The following is a 19,559-nucleotide window of genomic DNA, read 5'->3' on the forward strand; positions in this document are numbered from 1 at the left end:
GGACTGGCCGCGAAAAACCACTGGCATAAAGGCCGCGTCGCACTTATGTGCCCTTCCTCATGACCCAGTCCAGCACCATGGTTCCCCAGGACAAGCTCGCGGCGATCCTGCAGCGGCACGATATTCTCACGGCCACGCTCGCGGCGGGCGGGGATGCTGATGACTTCGTCGCCTTGTCACGGGAATTGTCGGAGCTCGACCCGGTCGTTGCCGCGATCCGTGATTTTCAGGCGGCCGCCCGCAATGCCGAGGATATCGAGGCCCTTCTGAACGATCCCACCACGGATGCGGACATGAGGACCCTTGCCGCAGAGGAGCAGGCGGATGCGGACGCCGCAGCGGAGGCGGCCGCGCTCGCCTTGCGCCTGCTTCTCATCCCCAAGGACGAGGCGGATGAGAAAAGCGCCATACTCGAGGTGCGCGCCGGCACAGGTGGTGACGAGGCCGCGCTGTTCGCGGGTGATCTCTTCCGTATGTACTCCCGCTATGCCGACCTGAAGGGCTGGAAGGTCGAGATTCTCTCCGAAAGCGAGGGAACCGTCGGTGGCTACAAGGAAGTCATCGCTGAAATTCGGGGAAGGGGCGTTTTTGCGCGCCTCAAGTTCGAATCCGGTGCCCATCGGGTCCAGCGGGTGCCGGACACGGAGGCCTCGGGGCGCATTCATACCTCGGCAGCGACGGTAGCTGTGCTGCCGGAGGCCGAGGACGTTGACATCGCCATCGATGAAAGCGACCTCAAGATCGATACCATGCGGGCACAGGGCGCTGGCGGCCAGCACGTCAACAAGACGGAATCGGCCGTGCGCATCACCCATATCCCGACAGGAATTGCGGTCGTGGTGCAGGACGAGCGCTCCCAGCATCGCAACCGCGCCAAGGCCATGGGGGTACTGCGCTCCCGGCTTTACGACATCCAGCGTCAGCAGAAGGACGCCGCCCGCGCCGCGGACCGGCGGTCACAAGTTGGCTCCGGTGACCGTTCGGAGCGTATCCGTACCTATAATTTCCCGCAGGGGCGGGTTACGGATCACCGCATCGGCCTTACGCTCTACAAACTTGACGAGATGATGATGGGGACGGCTATGGACGAGGTCGTCGATGCCCTGACCGCGGCGCATCAGGCGGCCTTGCTCGCCGAGGGAGAATGACGCCGCCCGCCAGCAACTGGATAACCCCCGCCACGACGCGCGGGGAGGCACGGCGTCTGATGGCCGACGCCTTTTCCACCGCGGGTCTCGATACGCCGGCGCTGGATGCGCGTGTGCTGCTATGCAAGGCGCTGGAGATCACCGCTCTTGATCTCTCGACGAAGCCGGACGTGACGATCGGACCAGTCGCTCCCCTGCTTGCAGGGATGGTCGCGCGGCGGCTCAAATTCGAACCTGTCGCCCGCATCTGCGGCATGCAGGAGTTCTGGGGACTGCCTTTTGCGCTGTCAGGGGCGACGCTGGTGCCGCGTCCTGATACCGAAACACTGGTGGAGGCCGCCCTTAAGGTCGTTCGCGAGGAGGGCAGAGCCGACAGCCGGCTGCGCATTCTCGACCTCGGCACCGGCTCGGGCTGCATTCTGACCGCCCTTTTGAGTGAGCTGCCGGCCGCCACGGGCGTCGGCATCGACCTTTCACCGGACGCCGCGCGCGTGGCGCGCCAAAACGCCGCGATGAACGGGGTGGGCGCGCGCGCCGCGTTCCTCGCCGGGGACTGGGCCTCGGCCGTGGCGGCGCCCTTCGATTTTATCGTCTCGAATCCCCCCTATATCGAGACGGCTGACATCGAGTGCCTTGCCCCCGATGTGAGGCTCCATGACCCCCGGCTTGCCCTCGATGGCGGGCCGGATGGACTTGCGGCTTATTGGCGCGTCGCTGCCGAAGCGGAGCGCTTGCTGCGTCGGGACGGACACTGCCTCGTCGAGGTTGGGGCGGGACAGGCGGGCGATGTGGGCCGTCTGTTTGGCCGATATGGTCTCGTCAATTGGGTCGCGATACCAGATCTCGCGGGAATCGAGCGTGTCATTCACGCAACACCCGATCGCGATACGGGCGATATGCACCGATCACCATGAGGGTGATCTTGCAAAAATGGCTTGGCTGAATAGGGTAAAGACGTTAGTGTGGCTTTTAGGAATTGCGCTTAGCGGCAAAAGATAAAGGGTCATGCGATCCTATCGGATCCGCAAGGAGTAGACCTCCGCGAGAAGTGCGAATCAGAATCTCCGGTGCAGTGGATGGCGGGCAGCTTTGATGTTGCGCGCAGACCTCGGGTCGAATAATTCGCTGCTGGTGAGGCCTTGTCGTATCACCTTGGGATCGGCATCCGCAATATGAACACAAGGGTGGCTGACTGGACCTTCGGGGGTTTCAGCTACGGCGCTGACTGAATAAGCGCGCATTCTCCGCCACTGGCGGCTGGCGCGTTTGAACGCGGGCGTTTGCCGCGCGTGGTTTTTTTATCCATATCCAGAGACAGTCGATGAGACCAGGTCAAAACAGGCGCATGCGGGGCCGGAATCGGAAGGGCCCCAATCCTTTGACACGGACATACGAGTCCAACGGACCGGATGTGAAGATCAGGGGCACAGCCCAGCATATCGCCGAAAAATATGCGCAGTTGTCGCGTGATGCACAGGCCTCCGGTGATCCCGTATCGGCCGAGAACTACCTGCAGCACGCCGAACACTATTACCGGCTCATCGCCGCCGCGCAGGCTCAGTTTCAGCAGACCTATGGCACCTTTCCCCGCGCCTATGACGATGAGCGCGACGAGGGCGAGGGCGCTGAAGAGGGCGGTTACGGCTACGGCTCGCAGCAGCCTTCGGACTATGGAGCGCCGCAGCCTGCTTATGACGAGCAGCCCTATGCGCCAGCGCAGCCTTATCAAGCACGCCAAGACCGTAATGACCGCCAGGACCGTGGCGAACGTCAAGACCGTGGCGAACGTCAGGACCGTGGTGAACGCCAGGACCGTGGTGAACGCCAGGATCGCAACGATCGTCAGGATAGGGGTGAGCGTCAGGACAGGGGCGATCGTTACGAGCGTACCGAGCGTCAGGATCGCGGCGACCGGCAGGCTCGCGGCGAGCGCCAGGATCGCGGCGAGCGCCAGGATCGTGGTGAGCGCCAGGATAGGGGTGAGCGTCAAGAGCGCAACGATCGTCAGGAGCGTGGGGATCGCCAGGACCGTCGCGAGCGGTTCCGTGGTCCGCGCCGCAACGATGATGCCCAGCCGGGCGAGACGGGCGCAAATGCGCAGGGTGTGCTGCCCGCCTTTCTGACGGCGCCTCTGCGGCAGTCGCCGGAAGCGGTTGATGAAACGCCGGAGGTCGTCGAAGCTCCCGCACCGGTCGAGCGGCCCCGTGGTCGCGCTGCCGCGAAGACCACCGCTCCCAAGGAGACTGCTCCCAAGGAGACCGCGGCGAAGGTCGAGGCTCGGGCCGAGACCCCGGCCGCCGCCGAAGAAGCCGAGGCGCCTGCTCCGCGCGCGCGCCGCACCCGCAAGGTGGCGACAGTGGCGCCTGAAGCGCCGGCCACACCCGCTCCGCGGGCGACGCGCGGGCGCCCGAAGCGCCGTGCCGCGGCGGAAGAAGATGCCGACAGCGACGAGAGTGTGCTGCCGCTGGGCGATTGATAAGCTGCGCGCGGCTCGGCTTTACAGACCGGAATGATGACGAAGGAGGGCCTTGAGCCCTCCTTTTTTATTGTCTGGAACTTTTGATTGCCAAGGCGGCATAGTGGTGCTTGGCTCTTACGAGGTCACCCGCCCAATCCGGCTCCGGCCGATGCCGCCGGGATTGTTGCGGCATCGTCGCAAATATCCGGTCATCGGGCGGGGGTGGCCACTTGTGTTACTGATTTACAACACTACATCAGCTTCGCCGACCCCGCCGATGGGGGCGGTGCCTGGCGCGGCTCAACCCGCGGGGCAATCCTTCGCGGGTCTCGGCGTGCCTCTCGGGGGCGCCGCTGCCGGAGCGGGAGCAGGACATGAATATTGATAAGTACACCGACCGGGCAAAAGGTTTTCTTCAGTCCGCTCAGGCGCTTGCACTGAGAGAGGGACATCAGCAATTCACGCCGGAGCACCTCCTCAAGGTGCTGTTGGATGATTCCGAAGGGCTTGCGGCAGGCCTCATCGACAGGGCGGGCGGTCAGTCGCGGCTGGCCTTGAGCGCCGTCGAACAGGCGCTCGCCAAGCTGCCGAAGGTGCAGGGCGGCTCGGGGCAGATCTACCTGTCGCCGGCGCTGGCGCGAGTTTTCGATCAAGCCGAGAAGGCGGCCGACAAGGCGGGCGACAGCTTCGTCACGGTCGAGCGGCTGCTGCTTGCGCTCGCCGTCGAGAAGGACAGCGAGGCTGGCAAGGCTTTGGCTGAGGCCGGCGTTACCGCGCAGAGCCTGAACGCGGCGATCAATGCGCTCCGTAAGGGCCGGACGGCCGACAACGCGTCAGCGGAGAATGCCTATGACGCGCTCAAGAAATATGCGCGGGACCTCACGCAGGCGGCGCGCGACGGCAAGATCGATCCGGTCATCGGCCGTGACGAGGAGATCCGTCGCACCATCCAGGTGCTGTCGCGTCGCACGAAGAACAATCCCGTGCTCATCGGCGAGCCCGGCGTCGGTAAGACGGCTATCGTGGAGGGCCTCGCCAAGCGCATCGTCGATGGCGACGTGCCGGAGAGCCTGAAGGACAAGCAGTTGCTGGCGCTTGACATGGGCGCGCTGATCGCCGGCGCGAAATACCGCGGCGAGTTCGAGGAACGCCTGAAGGGCGTTCTGTCGGAAGTGCAGGCGGCCGAGGGCGGGATCATCCTGTTCATCGACGAGATGCATACGCTCGTCGGCGCCGGCAAGGCCGATGGGGCCATGGATGCCTCGAACCTCCTGAAGCCGGCGCTCGCCCGGGGCGAGCTGCATTGCGTCGGCGCGACCACGCTCGACGAATATCGCAAGCATGTCGAGAAGGACGCGGCGCTCGCCCGGCGTTTCCAGCCCGTCTTCGTCTCTGAGCCGACGGTTGAGGATACCGTCTCGATCTTGCGCGGCATCAAGGAGAAATACGAGCAGCACCACGGCGTGCGCATCCAGGATTCGGCGCTCGTCGCCGCCGCGACGCTGTCTAACCGCTACATCACCGACCGCTTCCTGCCCGACAAGGCGATTGACCTTGTAGATGAGGCCGCGGCCAGGCTGAGGATGCAGGTCGATTCAAAGCCCGAGGAGCTCGACTCGATCGATCGTGAGATCGTTCGTCGGAAAATCGAATCCGAGGCTCTGAAGAAGGAGACCGACGCGGCTTCCAAGGATCGGCTCGTGCGGCTGGACAAGGAACTGGCGGACCTCGAGGAGCAATCTTCCGCCCTGACGGCCAAGTGGCAGTCCGAGAAGGACAAGCTCGGCAAGGCGGCGGACCTCAAGAAGAAGCTCGACGAGGCGCGCAACGAGCTCGCCATCGCGCAGCGTCAGGGCCAATACCAGCGTGCGGGCGAACTCGCCTACGGCATCATTCCGGGCCTGGAGAAAGAGCTGGCCGATACCGAGGAAAAGGAGAGCAGCGGCCAGGGCGGCGTGGTGCAGGAGGCGGTGACGCCCGACAACATTGCCCAGGTCGTCTCCCGCTGGACGGGCGTGCCCGTCGACAAGATGCTGGAGGGCGAGAGGGAAAAGCTCCTCAAGATGGAGGACCAGCTCGCCAAGCGTGTCGTGGGCCAGGAGGAGGCGGTCGAGGCCGTGTCCACCGCGGTGCGCCGCGCCCGCGCCGGGCTGCAGGACCCGAACCGGCCGATCGGCTCGTTCATGTTCCTCGGCCCGACGGGCGTCGGCAAGACCGAGCTGACCAAGGCGCTTGCGGCTTTCCTGTTCGACGACGAGACGGCCCTCGTGCGCCTCGACATGTCGGAATACATGGAGAAGCACTCGGTGGCCCGCCTGATCGGCGCGCCTCCCGGCTATGTCGGTTACGAGGAAGGTGGCGCCCTGACGGAGGCCGTGCGACGCCGGCCTTATCAGGTCGTGCTCTTCGACGAGGTCGAGAAGGCTCATCCGGACGTCTTCAACGTTCTCCTGCAGGTGCTTGATGACGGGCGCCTGACGGACGGGCAGGGGCGGACGGTGGACTTCCGCAACACGCTCATCATCATGACGTCGAATCTCGGCGCCGAATATCTCGTCAACCAGAAGGCCGGCGAGGATTCCGAGGCCGTGCGCGAGGAGGTGATGGGCGTTGTGCGGGCGCACTTCCGACCGGAATTCCTGAACCGCGTGGACGAGATCATCCTGTTCCACAGGCTCAAGAAGGAGCAGATGGGTGCTATCGTCGATATCCAGCTCAAGCGGCTCGCCAAGCTCCTGGAGGAGCGCAAGATCACGCTGGAGCTCGACGAGTCGGCCCGTGAATGGCTTGCTGACAAGGGCTATGACCCGGCCTATGGCGCTCGCCCGCTGAAACGAGTGATCCAGAAGAACGTGCAGGATCCGCTGGCTGAGCTGATCCTCGCGGGATCGATCAAGGACGGTGAGACCGTGCCGATCGTCGCCGGGCCCAGCGGGCTTATTATCGGTGACTTCCCGGCAGCGGAGACACGCCGTCCCGTGGGCGTCTCGCTGAACTGAGGCTTCGCTGCCCGCAAATCCCCCTTCCCGCATGCGGGAAGGGGATAACGCGTATGAATATGTCACCATGCCCTGACAATTGGCCTCCCGGCGCTTATCTCTCAGGGGTTCGTCGGGAGAACTCTTGATGCAGGACAGCGACAGCCCCAAAGCCGATCGGGAAGCAAACCGCCTTTCGGCGCGGGCTGCGCGTTATGCCCGGGTCGGGCGCGATGTGGGCGGCATCGCTGCCAAACTTGCCGGTGCCCGGGCGCTCGGATTGACCACGGATCGCGAGCAGAATGCCGGGGAGCTTATGCGCGCTCTCGGTGGCCTCAAGGGGCCGCTGATGAAGGTGGCCCAGCTTCTCTCCACCATTCCCGATGCCTTGCCGCCGGAATATGCGACCGAACTGCAGAAGTTGCAGGCGGAGGCCCCGCCCATGGGAGCTGCCTTCGTGAAGCGGCGCATGATGAGCGAGCTCGGGCCGGATTGGGCCACGCGCTTTCAATCCTTCGATCTGAGGCCGGCGGCGGCCGCTTCGCTCGGGCAGGTGCATCGCGCCACCGCGCATGACGGCACGGCGCTTGCCTGCAAGCTGCAGTACCCTGACATGCAGTCGGCGGTCGAGGCGGACCTGGTGCAGCTTGGCCTCGTCATGAAGCTGCAACGCCGCTTCAATCCCTCCATCGACACACGGGAGATCGCCACCGAGATCGGCGCGCGCCTGCGCGAGGAGCTGGATTATCGCCGCGAGGCCAAGCATGCCGCGCTCTATCGCCTCATGCTGGCCGATGTGCCTGATGTGCGCGTGCCGCGCGTGCATGAGGATCTGTCGACCGGCCGTCTCCTGACGCTGGACTGGCTGCAGGGCGAGCGGCTGCTGGATTTCCGGCATGCCTCGCTCGATACCCGCAACAGGCTGGCCACCGTGATGTTCGGCGCCTGGTGGCATCCTTTCAGCCACTATGGCGTCATCCACGGCGATCCCCATCTCGGCAACTATACCGTCTTCCGCGGCGGTCCGGACAACAACGCGCAAGGCATCAATCTCCTGGACTACGGATGCATCCGGATTTTCCCGCCAGCCTTCGTCGGCGGCGTAGTGGATCTTTATCGCGGGCTCCTCGGTGGGGACGAGGAACGCGTGGTGCAGGCTTATGAAACCTGGGGTTTCCGCGGGCTGACGCGCGATCTCATCAGCGTGCTGAACATGTGGGCGCGCTTCATCTATGGCCCGTTGCTGGACGACCGCGTGCGGACGATCGCCGATGGCGTGGCGCCGGGCGAATATGGCCGGCGCGAGGCCTGGCGCGTCAAACAGGCGCTGAAGGAGAAGGGCCCGGTCCGCATACCACGCGAATTCGTCTTCATGGACCGCGCCGCGATTGGCCTTGGCGCGGTTTTCCTGCATCTCAAGGCCGAATTGAATTTCCACCGGCTGTTCGAGGCCGAGATCGAAAGCTTTGATCTCAATGTCGTGCGGGACCGGCAGGCGAGGGCGTTGGTGGAAAGCGGCCTGGCTTGAAGCGTTCCGGAGACGACACGTGGTCGCGCCGCAGCTATCGCGATTCCCAATGGCGCGCTGCAATTTCTGAATGACGATAAGGCGTTGCAAGGCGCATTGGCATGGGGTAAAGCCCCATCCAGGAAACGTGACAGCAGCCTGAGGGAACATTATGGCCCAAGCCGCCGAAGCCAAAGCTCACCACGCGCCGCCGGCGATGGACTACGGTGAGCACGAGCGCACCTATCAAGGCTTCGTCGTCGGGGCGAAATGGGGAACCATCGCGGTCTGCGCCATACTCATTCTGATGGCGATCTTCCTCCTCTGATTTTGCAATTCGCTGATCGACAGATAGGGCCGGATCCCTGCCTCATGTGATGATCTGCACGTGGTGGTTGGATCGCTCGGGGTAGCCATGGGCTACAGGTCGTGACGCGCCTTTGCTGTTTCCGGGAGAGACGTCGGCACGTTCCTGATGGCCGACTATCCATCTCTCGCCGCCGTCCAAGCTGTTACCGTCGTTCTGGAGTGGTTCAACGATGCTGATCGCCGTCCCCGCCGAGACCGAGCAGAATGAAGGGCGCGTTGCCGCGACGCCCGAGACGGTAAAGAAATTCCTGGGCCTCGGGGCCGAGGTGGTCGTGCAGAGCGGGGCTGGCCTGCGCTCCGGCTTGACCGATGCTGACTATACGGAAGCCGGCGCGCGTATCGCGGCGACATCGGAAGAGACCTTGAGCGGCGCCGATGTGGTGCTGAAGGTGCGGCGGCCGAGCGTCACCGAGCTCCCGTTGATCAAGCGGGGCGCCCTCGTGATCGCCGTGCTCGATCCCTATGGTGACGATGCTGCCGTGAGGAGCTGGGCGGATGCCGGCATCTCGGCATTTTCCATGGAATTCATGCCGCGCATTACCCGCGCGCAGGTGATGGACGTTCTGTCCTCGCAGGCCAATCTCGCGGGTTACCGCGCGGTCATCGACGCGGCCGCCGAATATGGACGGGCCTTGCCGATGATGATGACGGCCGCCGGCACCGTTCCCGCCGCGCGTGCCTTCGTGATGGGCGCGGGTGTCGCCGGCCTCCAGGCCATCGCGACGGCGCGACGTCTGGGCGCGGTCGTTTCCGCGACCGACGTGCGTCCCGCCGCGAAGGAGCAGGTGGCCTCCCTCGGCGCCAAGTTCATCGCGGTCGAGGACGAGGAGTTCAAGGCGGCCGAGACGGCCGGCGGCTATGCCAAGCAGATGTCGGCCGAGTACCAGGCCAAGCAGGCCGAGCTCACCGCGAGCCACATTTCCAAGCAGGACATCGTCATCACGACGGCGCTGATCCCCGGTCGTCCCGCGCCGAAGCTGATCACGGCCGCCATGGTGGCCTCGATGCGGCCGGGTTCGGTGATCATCGACCTCGCGGTCGAGCGCGGCGGCAATGTCGAGGGCGCGGTTCCCGGCGAGGTGGTGGTGACGCCGAACGGCGTGAAGATCGTCGGGCATCTCAACGTGCCGGGCCGTCTCGCCGCGACGGCATCGAGCCTCTATGCCAAGAACCTCTATGCCTTCGCCGAGACGCTGATCGACAAGGCGTCGAAGGCGCTGGCCGTGAACTGGGACGACGAACTCGTGAAAGCGACGGCGCTGACACGGGACGGCGCCATCGTGCATCCGGCCTTCCTGCCGAAAGCCTGATGGCGACGAACCTGCCCCTTCTTCTCCGATTTCCCTGACCACAGAACCACACCGGTATAAACGAGGGAGTGCGAGCGATGGCCAATCTTACGCCGGAGGAAGCGCTCGAACGCGCCCGTGCGGCAGCTGACGCGGCCCGGCAGGCCGCCGAGGCAGCGCAGACCTATGCCGACTACGCCGCTGACATGGTGGGCAACGTGGCCCATGCGGCCACGGGCGGAGCGGTCGACCCGACGGTTTTCCGCCTGGCGATCTTCGTGCTCGCGGTCTTCGTGGGCTACTATGTGGTCTGGTCGGTCACGCCGGCACTGCATACGCCATTGATGTCGGTCACCAACGCCATCTCGTCGGTGATCGTGGTGGGCGCTCTGCTTGCCGTGGGCGTCGCCGTGGCGCCTGAGCTCGGCGCCGGGCCCTGGTGGGCGAAAGTCTTCGGCTTCATCGCCTTGATCCTCGCCTCCATCAATATCTTCGGTGGCTTTCTGGTGACCCAGCGCATGCTCGCCATGTACAAGAAGAAGGGCTGATGGACATGGCCGCCAATCTATCTGCGCTGCTCTATCTCGTCGCCGGCGTCCTCTTCATCCTGGCCTTGCGCGGCCTGTCGTCTCCGGCGACCTCCCGCCAAGGCAATCTCTATGGCATGATCGGCATGGGGATCGCGATCCTCACGACCATCGTGTTCCATCCGCCGGCGGATATCCTGAGCTGGCTGATCATCATCCTGGGCATGGCCATTGGTGGCGGCATCGGCGCGGTCGTGGCAAAACGCGTGCCCATGACCGCGATGCCGCAGCTCGTGGCTGCGTTCCACTCCGGCGTCGGCCTTGCCGCGGTGTTCGTCGCCGCAGGCGCACTTTATGCCCCAGAAGCCTTCGGCCTCGGGGCAGTCGGCACGATCCACGGCGGCAGCCTCGTCGAGATGTCGCTCGGCGTGGCGATCGGCGCGGTCACCTTCACGGGCTCGGTCATCGCGTTCCTGAAGCTTGATGGCCGCATGTCCGGCAAGCCGATCATGCTGCCGCAGCGCCATCTCCTGAATATCGCCCTTGGCGCGCTTCTTGTCGTCTTGATCGCCGTGTTCGTTGCCACCGAGAGCCATGTGGTCTTCTGGCTGATCGCGCTGGTCTCCTTCGTGCTCGGCGTCACGCTGATCATCCCGATCGGCGGCGCCGACATGCCGGTCGTCGTGTCCATGCTCAACTCCTATTCGGGGTGGGCGGCCGCCGGCATCGGCTTCACGCTCGGCAATCTGGCGCTGATCATCACCGGTGCGCTCGTCGGCTCTTCGGGCGCGATCCTGTCCTACATCATGTGCAAGGGCATGAACCGCTCGTTCATCTCGGTCATCCTTGGCGGTTTCGGTGGTGACAGCGCGGCCGCGACCAGCGGTGCCGTCGAGACGCGGCCGGTCAAGCAGGGCTCGGCCGATGATGCTGCCTTCCTGATGAAGAACGCCGCCAAAGTCATCATCGTGCCGGGTTACGGCATGGCGGTGGCGCAGGCCCAGCATGCGCTGCGTGAAATGGCCGACAAGCTCAAGGAAGAGGGCGTCGAGGTCAAATATGCGATCCACCCGGTCGCTGGCCGCATGCCCGGCCATATGAACGTGCTTCTGGCCGAGGCCAACGTGCCCTATGACGAGGTCTTCGAGCTGGAGGACATCAATTCGGAATTCGCGCAGGCCGATGTCGCCTTTGTCATCGGCGCGAATGACGTGACCAATCCGGCCGCCAAGACCGATCCCGCCTCGCCGATCTTCGGCATGCCGATCCTTGACGTCGAGAAGGCCAAGACGGTCCTCTTCATCAAGCGCGGCATGGGTTCCGGCTACGCGGGCGTGGAGAACGAGCTGTTCTTCAAGGACAACACCATGATGCTGTTTGGTGATGCCAAGAAGATGGTGGAGAATATCCTCAAGTCGCTGTGACCGTCCGAGCTCCGCCGGACCGGGGACCGCAGCAGTGTTTCCGGTCCTGCCTTGACGGGGCCATGGTCGATACGGAAGGGAGGCCGCTTGTCGGACGCTCAGCATCCACCGGTGATGCCGCCTTCGCCGCCTCCCAATCTCCCGCCGCCACCGCCGGAGGGCTCTTTCCCCGGCCTGCCGCAGCGCCCGCCGGACGCGCCGCCGCGTGTCCGCCGCAACTGGCGGCGTCTTGTGGCGCTCGTCATCGGCGCGATCGCGCTGGCCTATCTCGCGGCGGTCGGCGCCCTCTACAGCCAGCAGCGGCATTATCTCTTCCCGCTTGATCCGGCGCGGACGGATCCGGTGGTCGCGGGTATCCCCGGGCTGGCTGAGACGACCATCAGCACCGAGGACGGTGAAACTCTGGTCGCCTGGGTTCTGCCTCCTCAGGAGGGCAAGCCCGTCCTTCTTTATTTCCATGGGCAAAGCGGCAATCTCGCGCGTCCCGGCCGGCTCGACCGCTACAAGGCCTTGAGCGAGGATGGCGAGGGCCTGTTCATCGTCAGCTACCGCGGCTATGGCGGCTCTACGGGCAGCCCGTCCGAGGAAGGACTGCGGGCGGACGCGCGCGCCGCATACAAAGCCGCCGCTGAACGGTTCGGCGCCGAGCGCCTGGTTGCCTATGGCGAATCACTCGGCACCGGCGTCGCCGTGGGTCTCGCGGCGGAAGTCCCGCTCAAGGGTGTCATTCTGGAATCGCCCTACACCTCGACCGCCGAGGTCGGCGCGGCGCGCTACCCCTGGGCGCCGGTCAAGCTCCTGATGCGCGACCCGTTCCGGTCGGATGAGCTGATCGGCAAGATACGCGCCCCGCTCCTCATCCTGCACGGGCTCCAGGACCACATCATCCCCTACGCGCAAGGCGTTGCGCTGTTCAACCTGGCGCCGGGGCCGAAGCGGCTGGTCTCGTTTGTGGGCGGGGGACATGTGGACCTGCCGGACCACGGCTCCATCCCCCAGATAACCATGTTCCTGCGGGATATCGACGGCGCGACGCCGCTGCCGGAGGCACAGACTCGCGTTGTCAGGGAAATCCTGGACGCGCCGGAGCCGGCGCCTCAGGGCCAGAAGTAACATTCCGGGCGCCGAGCGCGGCTCTTTGTGGAAACCAGGGGATAAGGCTTCGCGGCGGCAGGCCTGTCCGTGGGTGTCCCCCATAGGCGAGGACGAATCGAATCTCACTCGCTGGGGCAGTGGCTTTCCGAATGCGGGCAGGGCGCGTGCGGGCGGGATGACGACCGCCTCACAATAAAAGAGCACCGGCTGGTATGTCCGGTGCCCGAAATATGGAGGAGGGGGAGGCCTCCTCTGACCGGAGCCATCATCCCATCTGCGCGCAAAGCTGCGGCGCGGGACATGACGGCTCGGAAGCGAAGCTAATTAAGGATTTCCTAATGTTAAGGACATTCCTAATGTAAGGACTTGGACGCCATGCCATGCTGCAATTGCTCTAGCTCGTCCTTGAGCTGGAGTTTTTTGCGTTTGAGCTCGGCCACCTTGAGTGTGCTGGCATTAGACGGGCTCGCGAGTGTCGATTGTATCTCCTCCTCGAGGGCCTGATGCCGCCTCTTGAGCTCCATGATATGGGCCTGCAAAGACATCGGACTATCTCCTCTCCTTAAGAGCAGTGACGACAGCAGTGTGACACAACGGACAGCGGCTGTGGAGCCTCGGGTCTCGCACATTGCGAAATCTTTGTGACGCTTCTTGGCGTGCAGCCCCTTGAATAGTGCGCTGATGCCCTATATAGGGACGGTCACTGAACGCTCCCTTCGTCTAGCGGTCTAGGACGTCGCCCTCTCACGGCGAAAACAGGGGTTCGATTCCCCTAGGGAGCGCCAGTATTTCAAGGGTTTAGCGGGTGACGCTCGACGACCCCTCCCTCTTCCTCTTCTCCCCATTTTTGTGATGCCGGCGCCGTTTTCGGCCGTTCGCCATGATGCGAACTTTTGATACGGGCTCACGGAAATTTTTTTACACCGGCAGAGGCTGCACGCGATCGCGGCGCCCGATCGACATGCCGATCGCGGCCTTTCCTTGGGCGAGATAGATTTCGCCGGGTTCCAGTGTCTAGTTGTTTTCATATATAAATTCGCGATAATCCCGAAGTTTGCGAATTAATCCTGTATTATTTTCTATTTCAAATTTATTTATTTAGACTTAAACATAGCATTTGAAATGTTATAAACTTGAATATTTTATTCATTATTTATTTTGAAGGTTTCTCTGAATTTTATAATGATCATAATTGAAGTTCGTGCATTTATGGCCTGATCATTACTGCATGGCTCCGCGCCGGATGTTCACTGACAATGCAGTTCTTGACCTGGATCAAATTCTGCGCTGATATAGTTCTATGTAAAGCATATGTCTTCTATTAGAAGACAAACAGAAGCGCGATCAAAGTCACCCATGGCAGTTCGTTCTCTCTCCACGGTTTTGAAAACGCTTGCCGTTCTTGATGCGGCGGGGCGGTCCGATCGTCCCTTGCGGCTTGTCGATTTCTGTCGCGCGACAGGAGAGGCGAGGGGCGCGGTCTATCAGCGGCTGGTGACCCTGATCGAGGCGGGATGGATCGAAGCGACCGACGAGGGCACCTATCGATTGTCGTTGCGCATCGTGCCCTATGCCAACCGCGCGCTCGACCAGGCGAGCCTTGGGACGCGGCTCGCGGATGTGCTGCAGCAGATCGTCGTTGATACCGGCGAAACCGCTTCGCTCGCGGTGCTCGAGGATGGCGAGGCCGTCATCGTCCAGCGCGTGGAATCGAAGGGCATCCTGCGGTCCGACCTGCGGGTCGGCAAGCGTCTGGAACTGGCGCGCACGGCGCTTGGGCGTGCCCTCGCCGCCTATGCGCAGCCAGAGATTCTGGCGCATCTCGCCGAGCTCGGGGTGGATCTTCCTCCCGAGGAGGTGATGCGTGAGGTGCGCGAGCAGGGCTACTCCGTGTCCGTTCTCTCAGGCCCGCGCACGGTCTCGGCTGTGGCGAGCCCGATCTTCGACAGCCGCGGCCACTGCATCGGCGCCATTTCGGTGTCCGGGCCGACGGCTGGTTTCGACAAGGACAAATGCGCGCGCGCGGCCGTCGCGGCCGCCGAACGCGCCAATTCACGCTTGATGGGAATGGCTGCCGAATGATGGCTCTAGACACACGCCCGGCCGACCCGGCGTTCGACATCGCTGCCTTGATGCGCGCGCCAGCGCGCATCATGCGGCCGGAAAAGCTGGCGGCGTTCCAGCCGTCGCGATTGAGCGCCTCCCGCGCGCTGATGAGCCAGGCCGTGCGGCAGAAGTGGTCTATCCATCGCCGGCGCTTCGACATCGATGCTACCGGCCGCGGCGTCGCCGACTATCGTATCGACATCGGCGGCTGGCGCTTCTCCTTCCCGGTCTATTCCTTCGCGCCCTCGAAGGAGGGGCGGACGGGCCGAATCATCGGCCGCGCCTGGGACATGATGGGCGCGCTCGTCGAGGGCGACATGTCCGCCGAGGATTTCGAGACCACGGGACGGGAGCTTCCCAAGCTCTATGAGGGCCGCGCGACACCCGGCACGCTGATCTGGTGCCGCTCGAACCGCAGCGGCCGTTTCTTCAACACGGCGCAGCAAGCTCTTGCGCAAGGCCGCCAGCCGGATGTCGCGGCCCTCGCGCAGAGCTGCTACCTCATGCGCAACACCGGCCTCGACGGCAACGGCACCTTTGGCACCAAGACCTTCCTGACTTACGAGAAGGACCACCCGCTGCGTTGGTCACTCTCCGCCCAGATGCTGTGCGCCTACATGATGCGGGTCTTTGCGCAGGATCTCGTGCATCACCTCGCGCGTCTCGCCAATCCGGCGGCGCCCGAGCTGGCGCCGGAGCTTCGCCGCTTCCTCGGTGTGGGCAACGGCTCGGCGCTGGGGCTGATGCTGTTCGTCAACAACCACCCCCGGCTGATCGATCGCTGGATCGGCATCCGCGAGACGGCGCTGGCCCATGCCAAGAGCGTGGCCCTCTCGCCCGACGGCCGGGAACTCGCCCTGCTGCTCGGTCTCATCGACAAGGCGATCGTCTTCCGCCAGCAAGACCGTGCGGAATATGAGGCGTTGACGGCGAGCGAGGTCATCGCCGAGGACCTCGTCGTGGTCCGCGACGCCCTTTGCCGTCTCCAGGCGCGCGTCGGGGCCGGCGAAGTCCTGCCCGAGCGGCCGTTGTGCGATCTCTGCGAGGGGCTTGAAGGCCGCATCGCTCCCGAAGCGCTGGAAACGCTTCATTCCATCCTGATCGAGCTGGTGCCCGATGTCGCCAACAGCTTGGCCGCGACGCTCGTGCTCGACGAGGAACTGACCGGGCGGCCGGAGATGCCTGTCAGCCGGCTGCTGGAGATCGTGCGCGAGGAATATGCCTGGGCCTTCGCGCTGGGTCTCACCTCCGAGGCCTCGTCCCGCTACGTCTGGTACAAGTCCGCGACGGCGGAAGAGCCGCGCCGTGGGCCACGCAGCGAGGCGGAGGACGCGGTGAACCTCGGGCTCGACCTTGCCCGCTTCATTGTGCGGCTGGAGGCGGATCTCGCACGGCAGGACCCTCGCCTCAGCACCGCGCGCTTCCTCATGGCCCATCCCCAGCACCGGGCCATCGTCACGCGTGTCCAGGCGCTCGCCGGCTCGCTCTATCATTCGCCTTACGCCGACATCATGAGCGAGGATTTCGTTCCCGCCCATATCACGCGGCTGCTCAATGTCGGCCTGCACGGCATCGACAAGACCCGCGACTTCCTCAACCGCAACCTGCGCGGCGTTCTCTATCACGGCGCGCCGCTGCCTGAGGATCTTCGCGCCGGCACGGCTGATGATCTCTGGTTCTATCCTTCGGAGCCCGTATTGTGAGTTCAGCGAACGCACCCTCCACACCGATGCGCGCCAGCCTGCGGGAAAGCCGCATGGTCCTGGAGCGCCTCATGCAGGTCGTCCGTATCGACGAAGGCTTGGTCCCCTCGCTGCGCGACTGTGCCCTCTATTCGGCCGCCCTCGGGCTCGGCGGCTTTCCGGTCGTATCGGCCCAGCTGGAACTGCTGCGCGGCGCGGCCCCCGCCGCTATCAGGCTGGTGAGCGAGGCGCCCTTGACGATCGACGGCGCCGGCCAGCACGCCTGGGTGGTGGCGGAGGCCGTCGTCGACCTTCTTGTCGCCGAAGCGCGTGCCGCGGCAGCGCCGGGCCCGGAGACGGCGGAGGCGCGCGTCCTCAATGTGGCGGAGCCGGGCGAACTCGGGATTGTGGCGGCTATCGCTCGCAAGCACGGGTTCACGACCGAACTCAGCCATGGCGAAGGAGAGGCCGGTATCCGTATCGTCCTGCGGCCCGCATCGGCCGACGAGCTGGATCCGCTGCAGCGCATCCGGCTTGAGGGACTGCCGGTTGCCCAGGACCTCTGGTGGCGGCTCTTCCATCGCGCCAATGAGGCTCTTGCCGCTGATACGGTGGAGTCGCGGCGTCATGCCGGGCCCATCCGGGTCGAGGAGGATGGACGCATCGTTGGCCGTCAGGACGACGACGAGACGGATTTCAGCCTGCTTGTCGGTCCAGCCGTCTCACCGCACACGCCTTCAGCCACGCCCATCGCCAAGCAAGGGGCCTGAACCATGCTCATCGACGCGTTGCAATGCGGAAATTTCGACCGGGACGTGTTCGAGGAACTGAAGGCGGGCGGCTTCACCTGCGTCACGCCCACCCTCGGTTTCTGGGAGGGCACGCTCGAATCCCTCGATGAGCTCGGCCGCTGGCGCGACCGGGAGCGGGAATATCCCGATCTCATCAAGATCGTGCGCAAGGCCGACGACATCCGCGCCGCCGAACGCGAGGGCAAGGTCGGCGTCCTGCTCGGCTACCAGAACACCAACCTGCTCGAGGACCGGATCGCCTATGTCGAGCTGTTCGCCGATCTCGGCGTGCGTGTTCTCCAGCTCACCTACAACAACCAGAACGAACTCGGCGGCAGCTGCTACGAGGAGCAAGACAGCGGGCTTGCTCGCTTCGGCCGGGAGGTCGTGCGCGAGATGAACCGCACCGGCATCGTCATTGATTGCTCGCATGTGGGCGACAAGACAACCCTCGACGCCATCGAATACTCGCAGAAGCCGGTAGCGATCACCCATGCCAATGCCGATTCATTGTTTCCGCACAAGCGGAACAAGACGGATCCGGTCCTGAAGGCCTTGTCGCAGACAGGCGGCGTCATCGGTTGCGCTGCCTATCGCAATATCACGCCCGCCGATGCCTGCGTCACCGTGGATGCCTGGTGCGAGATGGTGGCGCGCACCGTCGAGATCGCCGGCATCGACCATGTCGGCCTCGGCACCGACTACAGCCACAAGACAGGCCCGAACCATCTGGACTGGATGCGCAAGGGCCGCTGGACGCGCGGTGTGCAGTATGGCGCGGGTTCGGCCGCCGTCCCGGGCAAGGTCGCGAAGCCGGACTGGCTCGTCAATATCGGCTCGTTGAACAGCGTCGAGGGCGGTTTGCGCCGTGTCGGCTTTGATGAGGAAGGTATCGCCAAGATCATGGGGGGCAACTGGCTGCGCCTCTATGAAGAGGTTTTTGGATAACATCCGGAAATTGTTGGAACAGACGGGGAGAGAATAATGACAAAGTCAGATATCAGCGGTGTCTGCTCTCCTGAGCAGGCCGTATCGACTGCAGCAACCAAGGTTTCGCGCCGCTCGTTCCTGGCAACGGCTGCAGCGGGCGCGGCGTTGTCCATGCCGGCTGTGCGCCGGGCGGTGGCGGACGAAAAGGTGCTCTATGTGAATACATGGGGCGGTGCCTGGGAGGAATCGGCGAAGGAAGCACTGTTTACGCCGTTCACCCGCGATACCGGCATCGAGATCCGCACCGTCGCGCCGGTGTCCTTCGCGAAGCTCGCGGCGCAGGTGCGCACCGGCGTCTACGAATTCGACGTCACGACGCTGGGGGTCGCCGAACTCGGGCGCGCCAATCAGGCCAAGCTGATCGCCGCACCGGAAAAGTCGATCCTCGATCCGGCGAAGCTGTGGCCGGGCGCCGTGGTGCTCGACGGCGTGGCCTCGCACGCCTTCGGCAATGTCATGGCCTTCCGCAATGAGAAGTTTCCCGCCCCTGGGCTGCAGAGCTGGGCCGACTTTTGGGACGTCCAGAAATTCCCGGGCTCACGCTGCCTGCAGCGCTATGCCGGCCGCGTCATCCCCATCGCGCTCCTGGCCGATGGTGTCGCGCCCGACAAGCTGTTCCCGATGGATCTCGACCGGGCCTTCAAGTCGCTCGACAGGATCAAGCCTTATATCCGCGTGTGGTGGTCGCAAGGGCCGCAATCCCAGCAGTTGCTGCGCGACGGTGAGGTCGATGCCATCGGCATGTGGAACACGCAGGTGCAGCGCCTTGTCGAGGCGAAAGCCCCAATCACGGTGAGCTGGAATCAGGCCGTGGTCGACGTGGCCTACTGGGCGGTCGCCCGAGGCACGCCGCGCTCCGAGAACGCCTGGCGCTTCGTGAACTACGCCGTGCAGCCGGAACCGCTTGCGAAGTTCTCCGTGAAGAATGACTATGGCCCGATGAATCCAGAGGCTTTCAAGTTTATTCCGGAAGATAAGGCCAAGCAGCTGCCGACATGGCCCGAAAACTTCAAGAACTCGATCGTGCTTGATCCTGCGAAAATGCTGCCGCAGATCGATGAGTTCTCGAAGCGTTTTGACCAGTGGATCGCGAGCTGACGGCCTCCGCATCCGTTCCACGGATCTGGATTTGTCCCGGTCGTCTTGAAGACGGCCGGGATTTTGGAATGCGCGGCACCTGCCGCGGCGCGGCGGG

At 64.2% G+C, this 19,559-nt stretch carries 16 protein-coding genes and 1 tRNA gene; 16 read left to right on the top strand and 1 reads right to left on the bottom strand.

All coding sequences use genetic code 11. The features are described 5' to 3' along the window. Positions 1–59 precede the first annotated feature (59 nt). The 10 genes from prfA to KIO74_RS17420 all read left to right on the top strand — a co-directional run bounded on the left by prfA (position 60) and on the right by KIO74_RS17420 (position 12,813). Positions 60–1,148 (top strand): peptide chain release factor 1, encoded by a 1,089-nt coding sequence (prfA, locus tag KIO74_RS17375; protein WP_502762079.1) that lies wholly within the window; start codon positions 60–62, stop codon positions 1,146–1,148. Then, positions 1,145–2,062, top strand: a complete 918-nt coding sequence (prmC, locus tag KIO74_RS17380) for a peptide chain release factor N(5)-glutamine methyltransferase (RefSeq protein ID WP_213333038.1) — start codon at positions 1,145–1,147, stop codon at positions 2,060–2,062. The genes prfA and prmC overlap by 4 nt, the downstream gene beginning before the upstream one ends. A 431-nt stretch (positions 2,063–2,493) precedes the next feature. Next, positions 2,494–3,624, top strand: coding sequence for a DUF4167 domain-containing protein (locus KIO74_RS17385; RefSeq protein ID WP_249731358.1), 1,131 nt, complete (start codon positions 2,494–2,496; stop codon positions 3,622–3,624). A gap of 356 nt (positions 3,625–3,980) precedes the next feature. Further along, positions 3,981–6,605 (top strand): ATP-dependent chaperone ClpB, encoded by a 2,625-nt coding sequence (clpB, locus tag KIO74_RS17390; RefSeq protein WP_213333040.1) that lies wholly within the window; start codon positions 3,981–3,983, stop codon positions 6,603–6,605. Positions 6,606–6,732: 127 nt separating this feature from the next. Beyond that, positions 6,733–8,112: an ABC1 kinase family protein gene (locus tag KIO74_RS17395; protein ID WP_213333041.1), complete on the top strand. Its 1,380-nt coding sequence runs from the start codon at positions 6,733–6,735 to the stop codon at positions 8,110–8,112. Positions 8,113–8,263: 151 nt separating this feature from the next. Continuing rightward, the gene (locus KIO74_RS17400) at positions 8,264–8,419 is read left to right on the top strand and encodes an aa3-type cytochrome c oxidase subunit IV (RefSeq protein ID WP_213321800.1); all 156 of its coding nucleotides are present in this window, start codon (positions 8,264–8,266) and stop codon (positions 8,417–8,419) included. A 211-nt stretch (positions 8,420–8,630) separates the two neighbouring features. Then, complete coding sequence (locus KIO74_RS17405) at positions 8,631–9,770, top strand: Re/Si-specific NAD(P)(+) transhydrogenase subunit alpha (RefSeq protein ID WP_213333042.1); 1,140 nt, start codon at positions 8,631–8,633, stop codon at positions 9,768–9,770. A gap of 77 nt (positions 9,771–9,847) precedes the next feature. Then, positions 9,848–10,297, top strand: a complete 450-nt coding sequence (locus tag KIO74_RS17410) for a proton-translocating transhydrogenase family protein (RefSeq protein ID WP_213333043.1) — start codon at positions 9,848–9,850, stop codon at positions 10,295–10,297. Positions 10,298–10,302: 5 nt separating this feature from the next. Then, positions 10,303–11,700: an NAD(P)(+) transhydrogenase (Re/Si-specific) subunit beta gene (locus KIO74_RS17415; protein WP_213335699.1), complete on the top strand. Its 1,398-nt coding sequence runs from the start codon at positions 10,303–10,305 to the stop codon at positions 11,698–11,700. An 87-nt stretch (positions 11,701–11,787) separates the two neighbouring features. Next, the gene (locus KIO74_RS17420; protein ID WP_249731039.1) at positions 11,788–12,813 is read left to right on the top strand and encodes an alpha/beta hydrolase; all 1,026 of its coding nucleotides are present in this window, start codon (positions 11,788–11,790) and stop codon (positions 12,811–12,813) included. Between the two features lie 335 nt (positions 12,814–13,148). Here the strand turns inward: KIO74_RS17420 and KIO74_RS17425 are convergent, their stop codons facing one another. Then, a complete protein-coding gene (locus KIO74_RS17425; RefSeq protein ID WP_213333044.1) occupies positions 13,149–13,340 on the bottom strand; it encodes a YdcH family protein in 192 nt (63 codons plus the stop codon). A gap of 164 nt (positions 13,341–13,504) precedes the next feature. On the opposite strand from KIO74_RS17425, the gene KIO74_RS17430 reads away from it, so the two are divergent. The 6 genes from KIO74_RS17430 to KIO74_RS17455 all read left to right on the top strand — a co-directional run bounded on the left by KIO74_RS17430 (position 13,505) and on the right by KIO74_RS17455 (position 19,462). After that, positions 13,505–13,580, top strand: a tRNA-Glu gene (locus KIO74_RS17430). A gap of 571 nt (positions 13,581–14,151) precedes the next feature. Continuing rightward, on the top strand, positions 14,152–14,877 hold the full coding sequence (locus KIO74_RS17435) for an IclR family transcriptional regulator (RefSeq protein ID WP_213333045.1): 726 nt from the start codon (positions 14,152–14,154) through the stop codon (positions 14,875–14,877). Further along, on the top strand, positions 14,874–16,604 hold the full coding sequence (locus KIO74_RS17440; RefSeq protein WP_213333046.1) for a hypothetical protein: 1,731 nt from the start codon (positions 14,874–14,876) through the stop codon (positions 16,602–16,604). The genes KIO74_RS17435 and KIO74_RS17440 overlap by 4 nt, the downstream gene beginning before the upstream one ends. Continuing rightward, positions 16,601–17,353 (top strand): hypothetical protein, encoded by a 753-nt coding sequence (locus KIO74_RS17445; protein ID WP_213333047.1) that lies wholly within the window; start codon positions 16,601–16,603, stop codon positions 17,351–17,353. Before KIO74_RS17440 ends, KIO74_RS17445 begins: the two co-directional genes overlap by 4 nt. Before the next feature lie 3 nt (positions 17,354–17,356). Then, positions 17,357–18,322, top strand: a complete 966-nt coding sequence (locus KIO74_RS17450) for a membrane dipeptidase (protein WP_213333048.1) — start codon at positions 17,357–17,359, stop codon at positions 18,320–18,322. Positions 18,323–18,358: 36 nt separating this feature from the next. Further along, positions 18,359–19,462, top strand: coding sequence for an ABC transporter substrate-binding protein (locus tag KIO74_RS17455; protein WP_213333049.1), 1,104 nt, complete (start codon positions 18,359–18,361; stop codon positions 19,460–19,462). Positions 19,463–19,559: the final 97 nt, after the last annotated feature.

The sequence above is a fragment of the Chelatococcus sp. HY11 genome (genome assembly GCF_018398335.1).
In the GTDB taxonomy this organism is placed as follows: Bacteria; Pseudomonadota; Alphaproteobacteria; order Rhizobiales; family Beijerinckiaceae; genus Chelatococcus.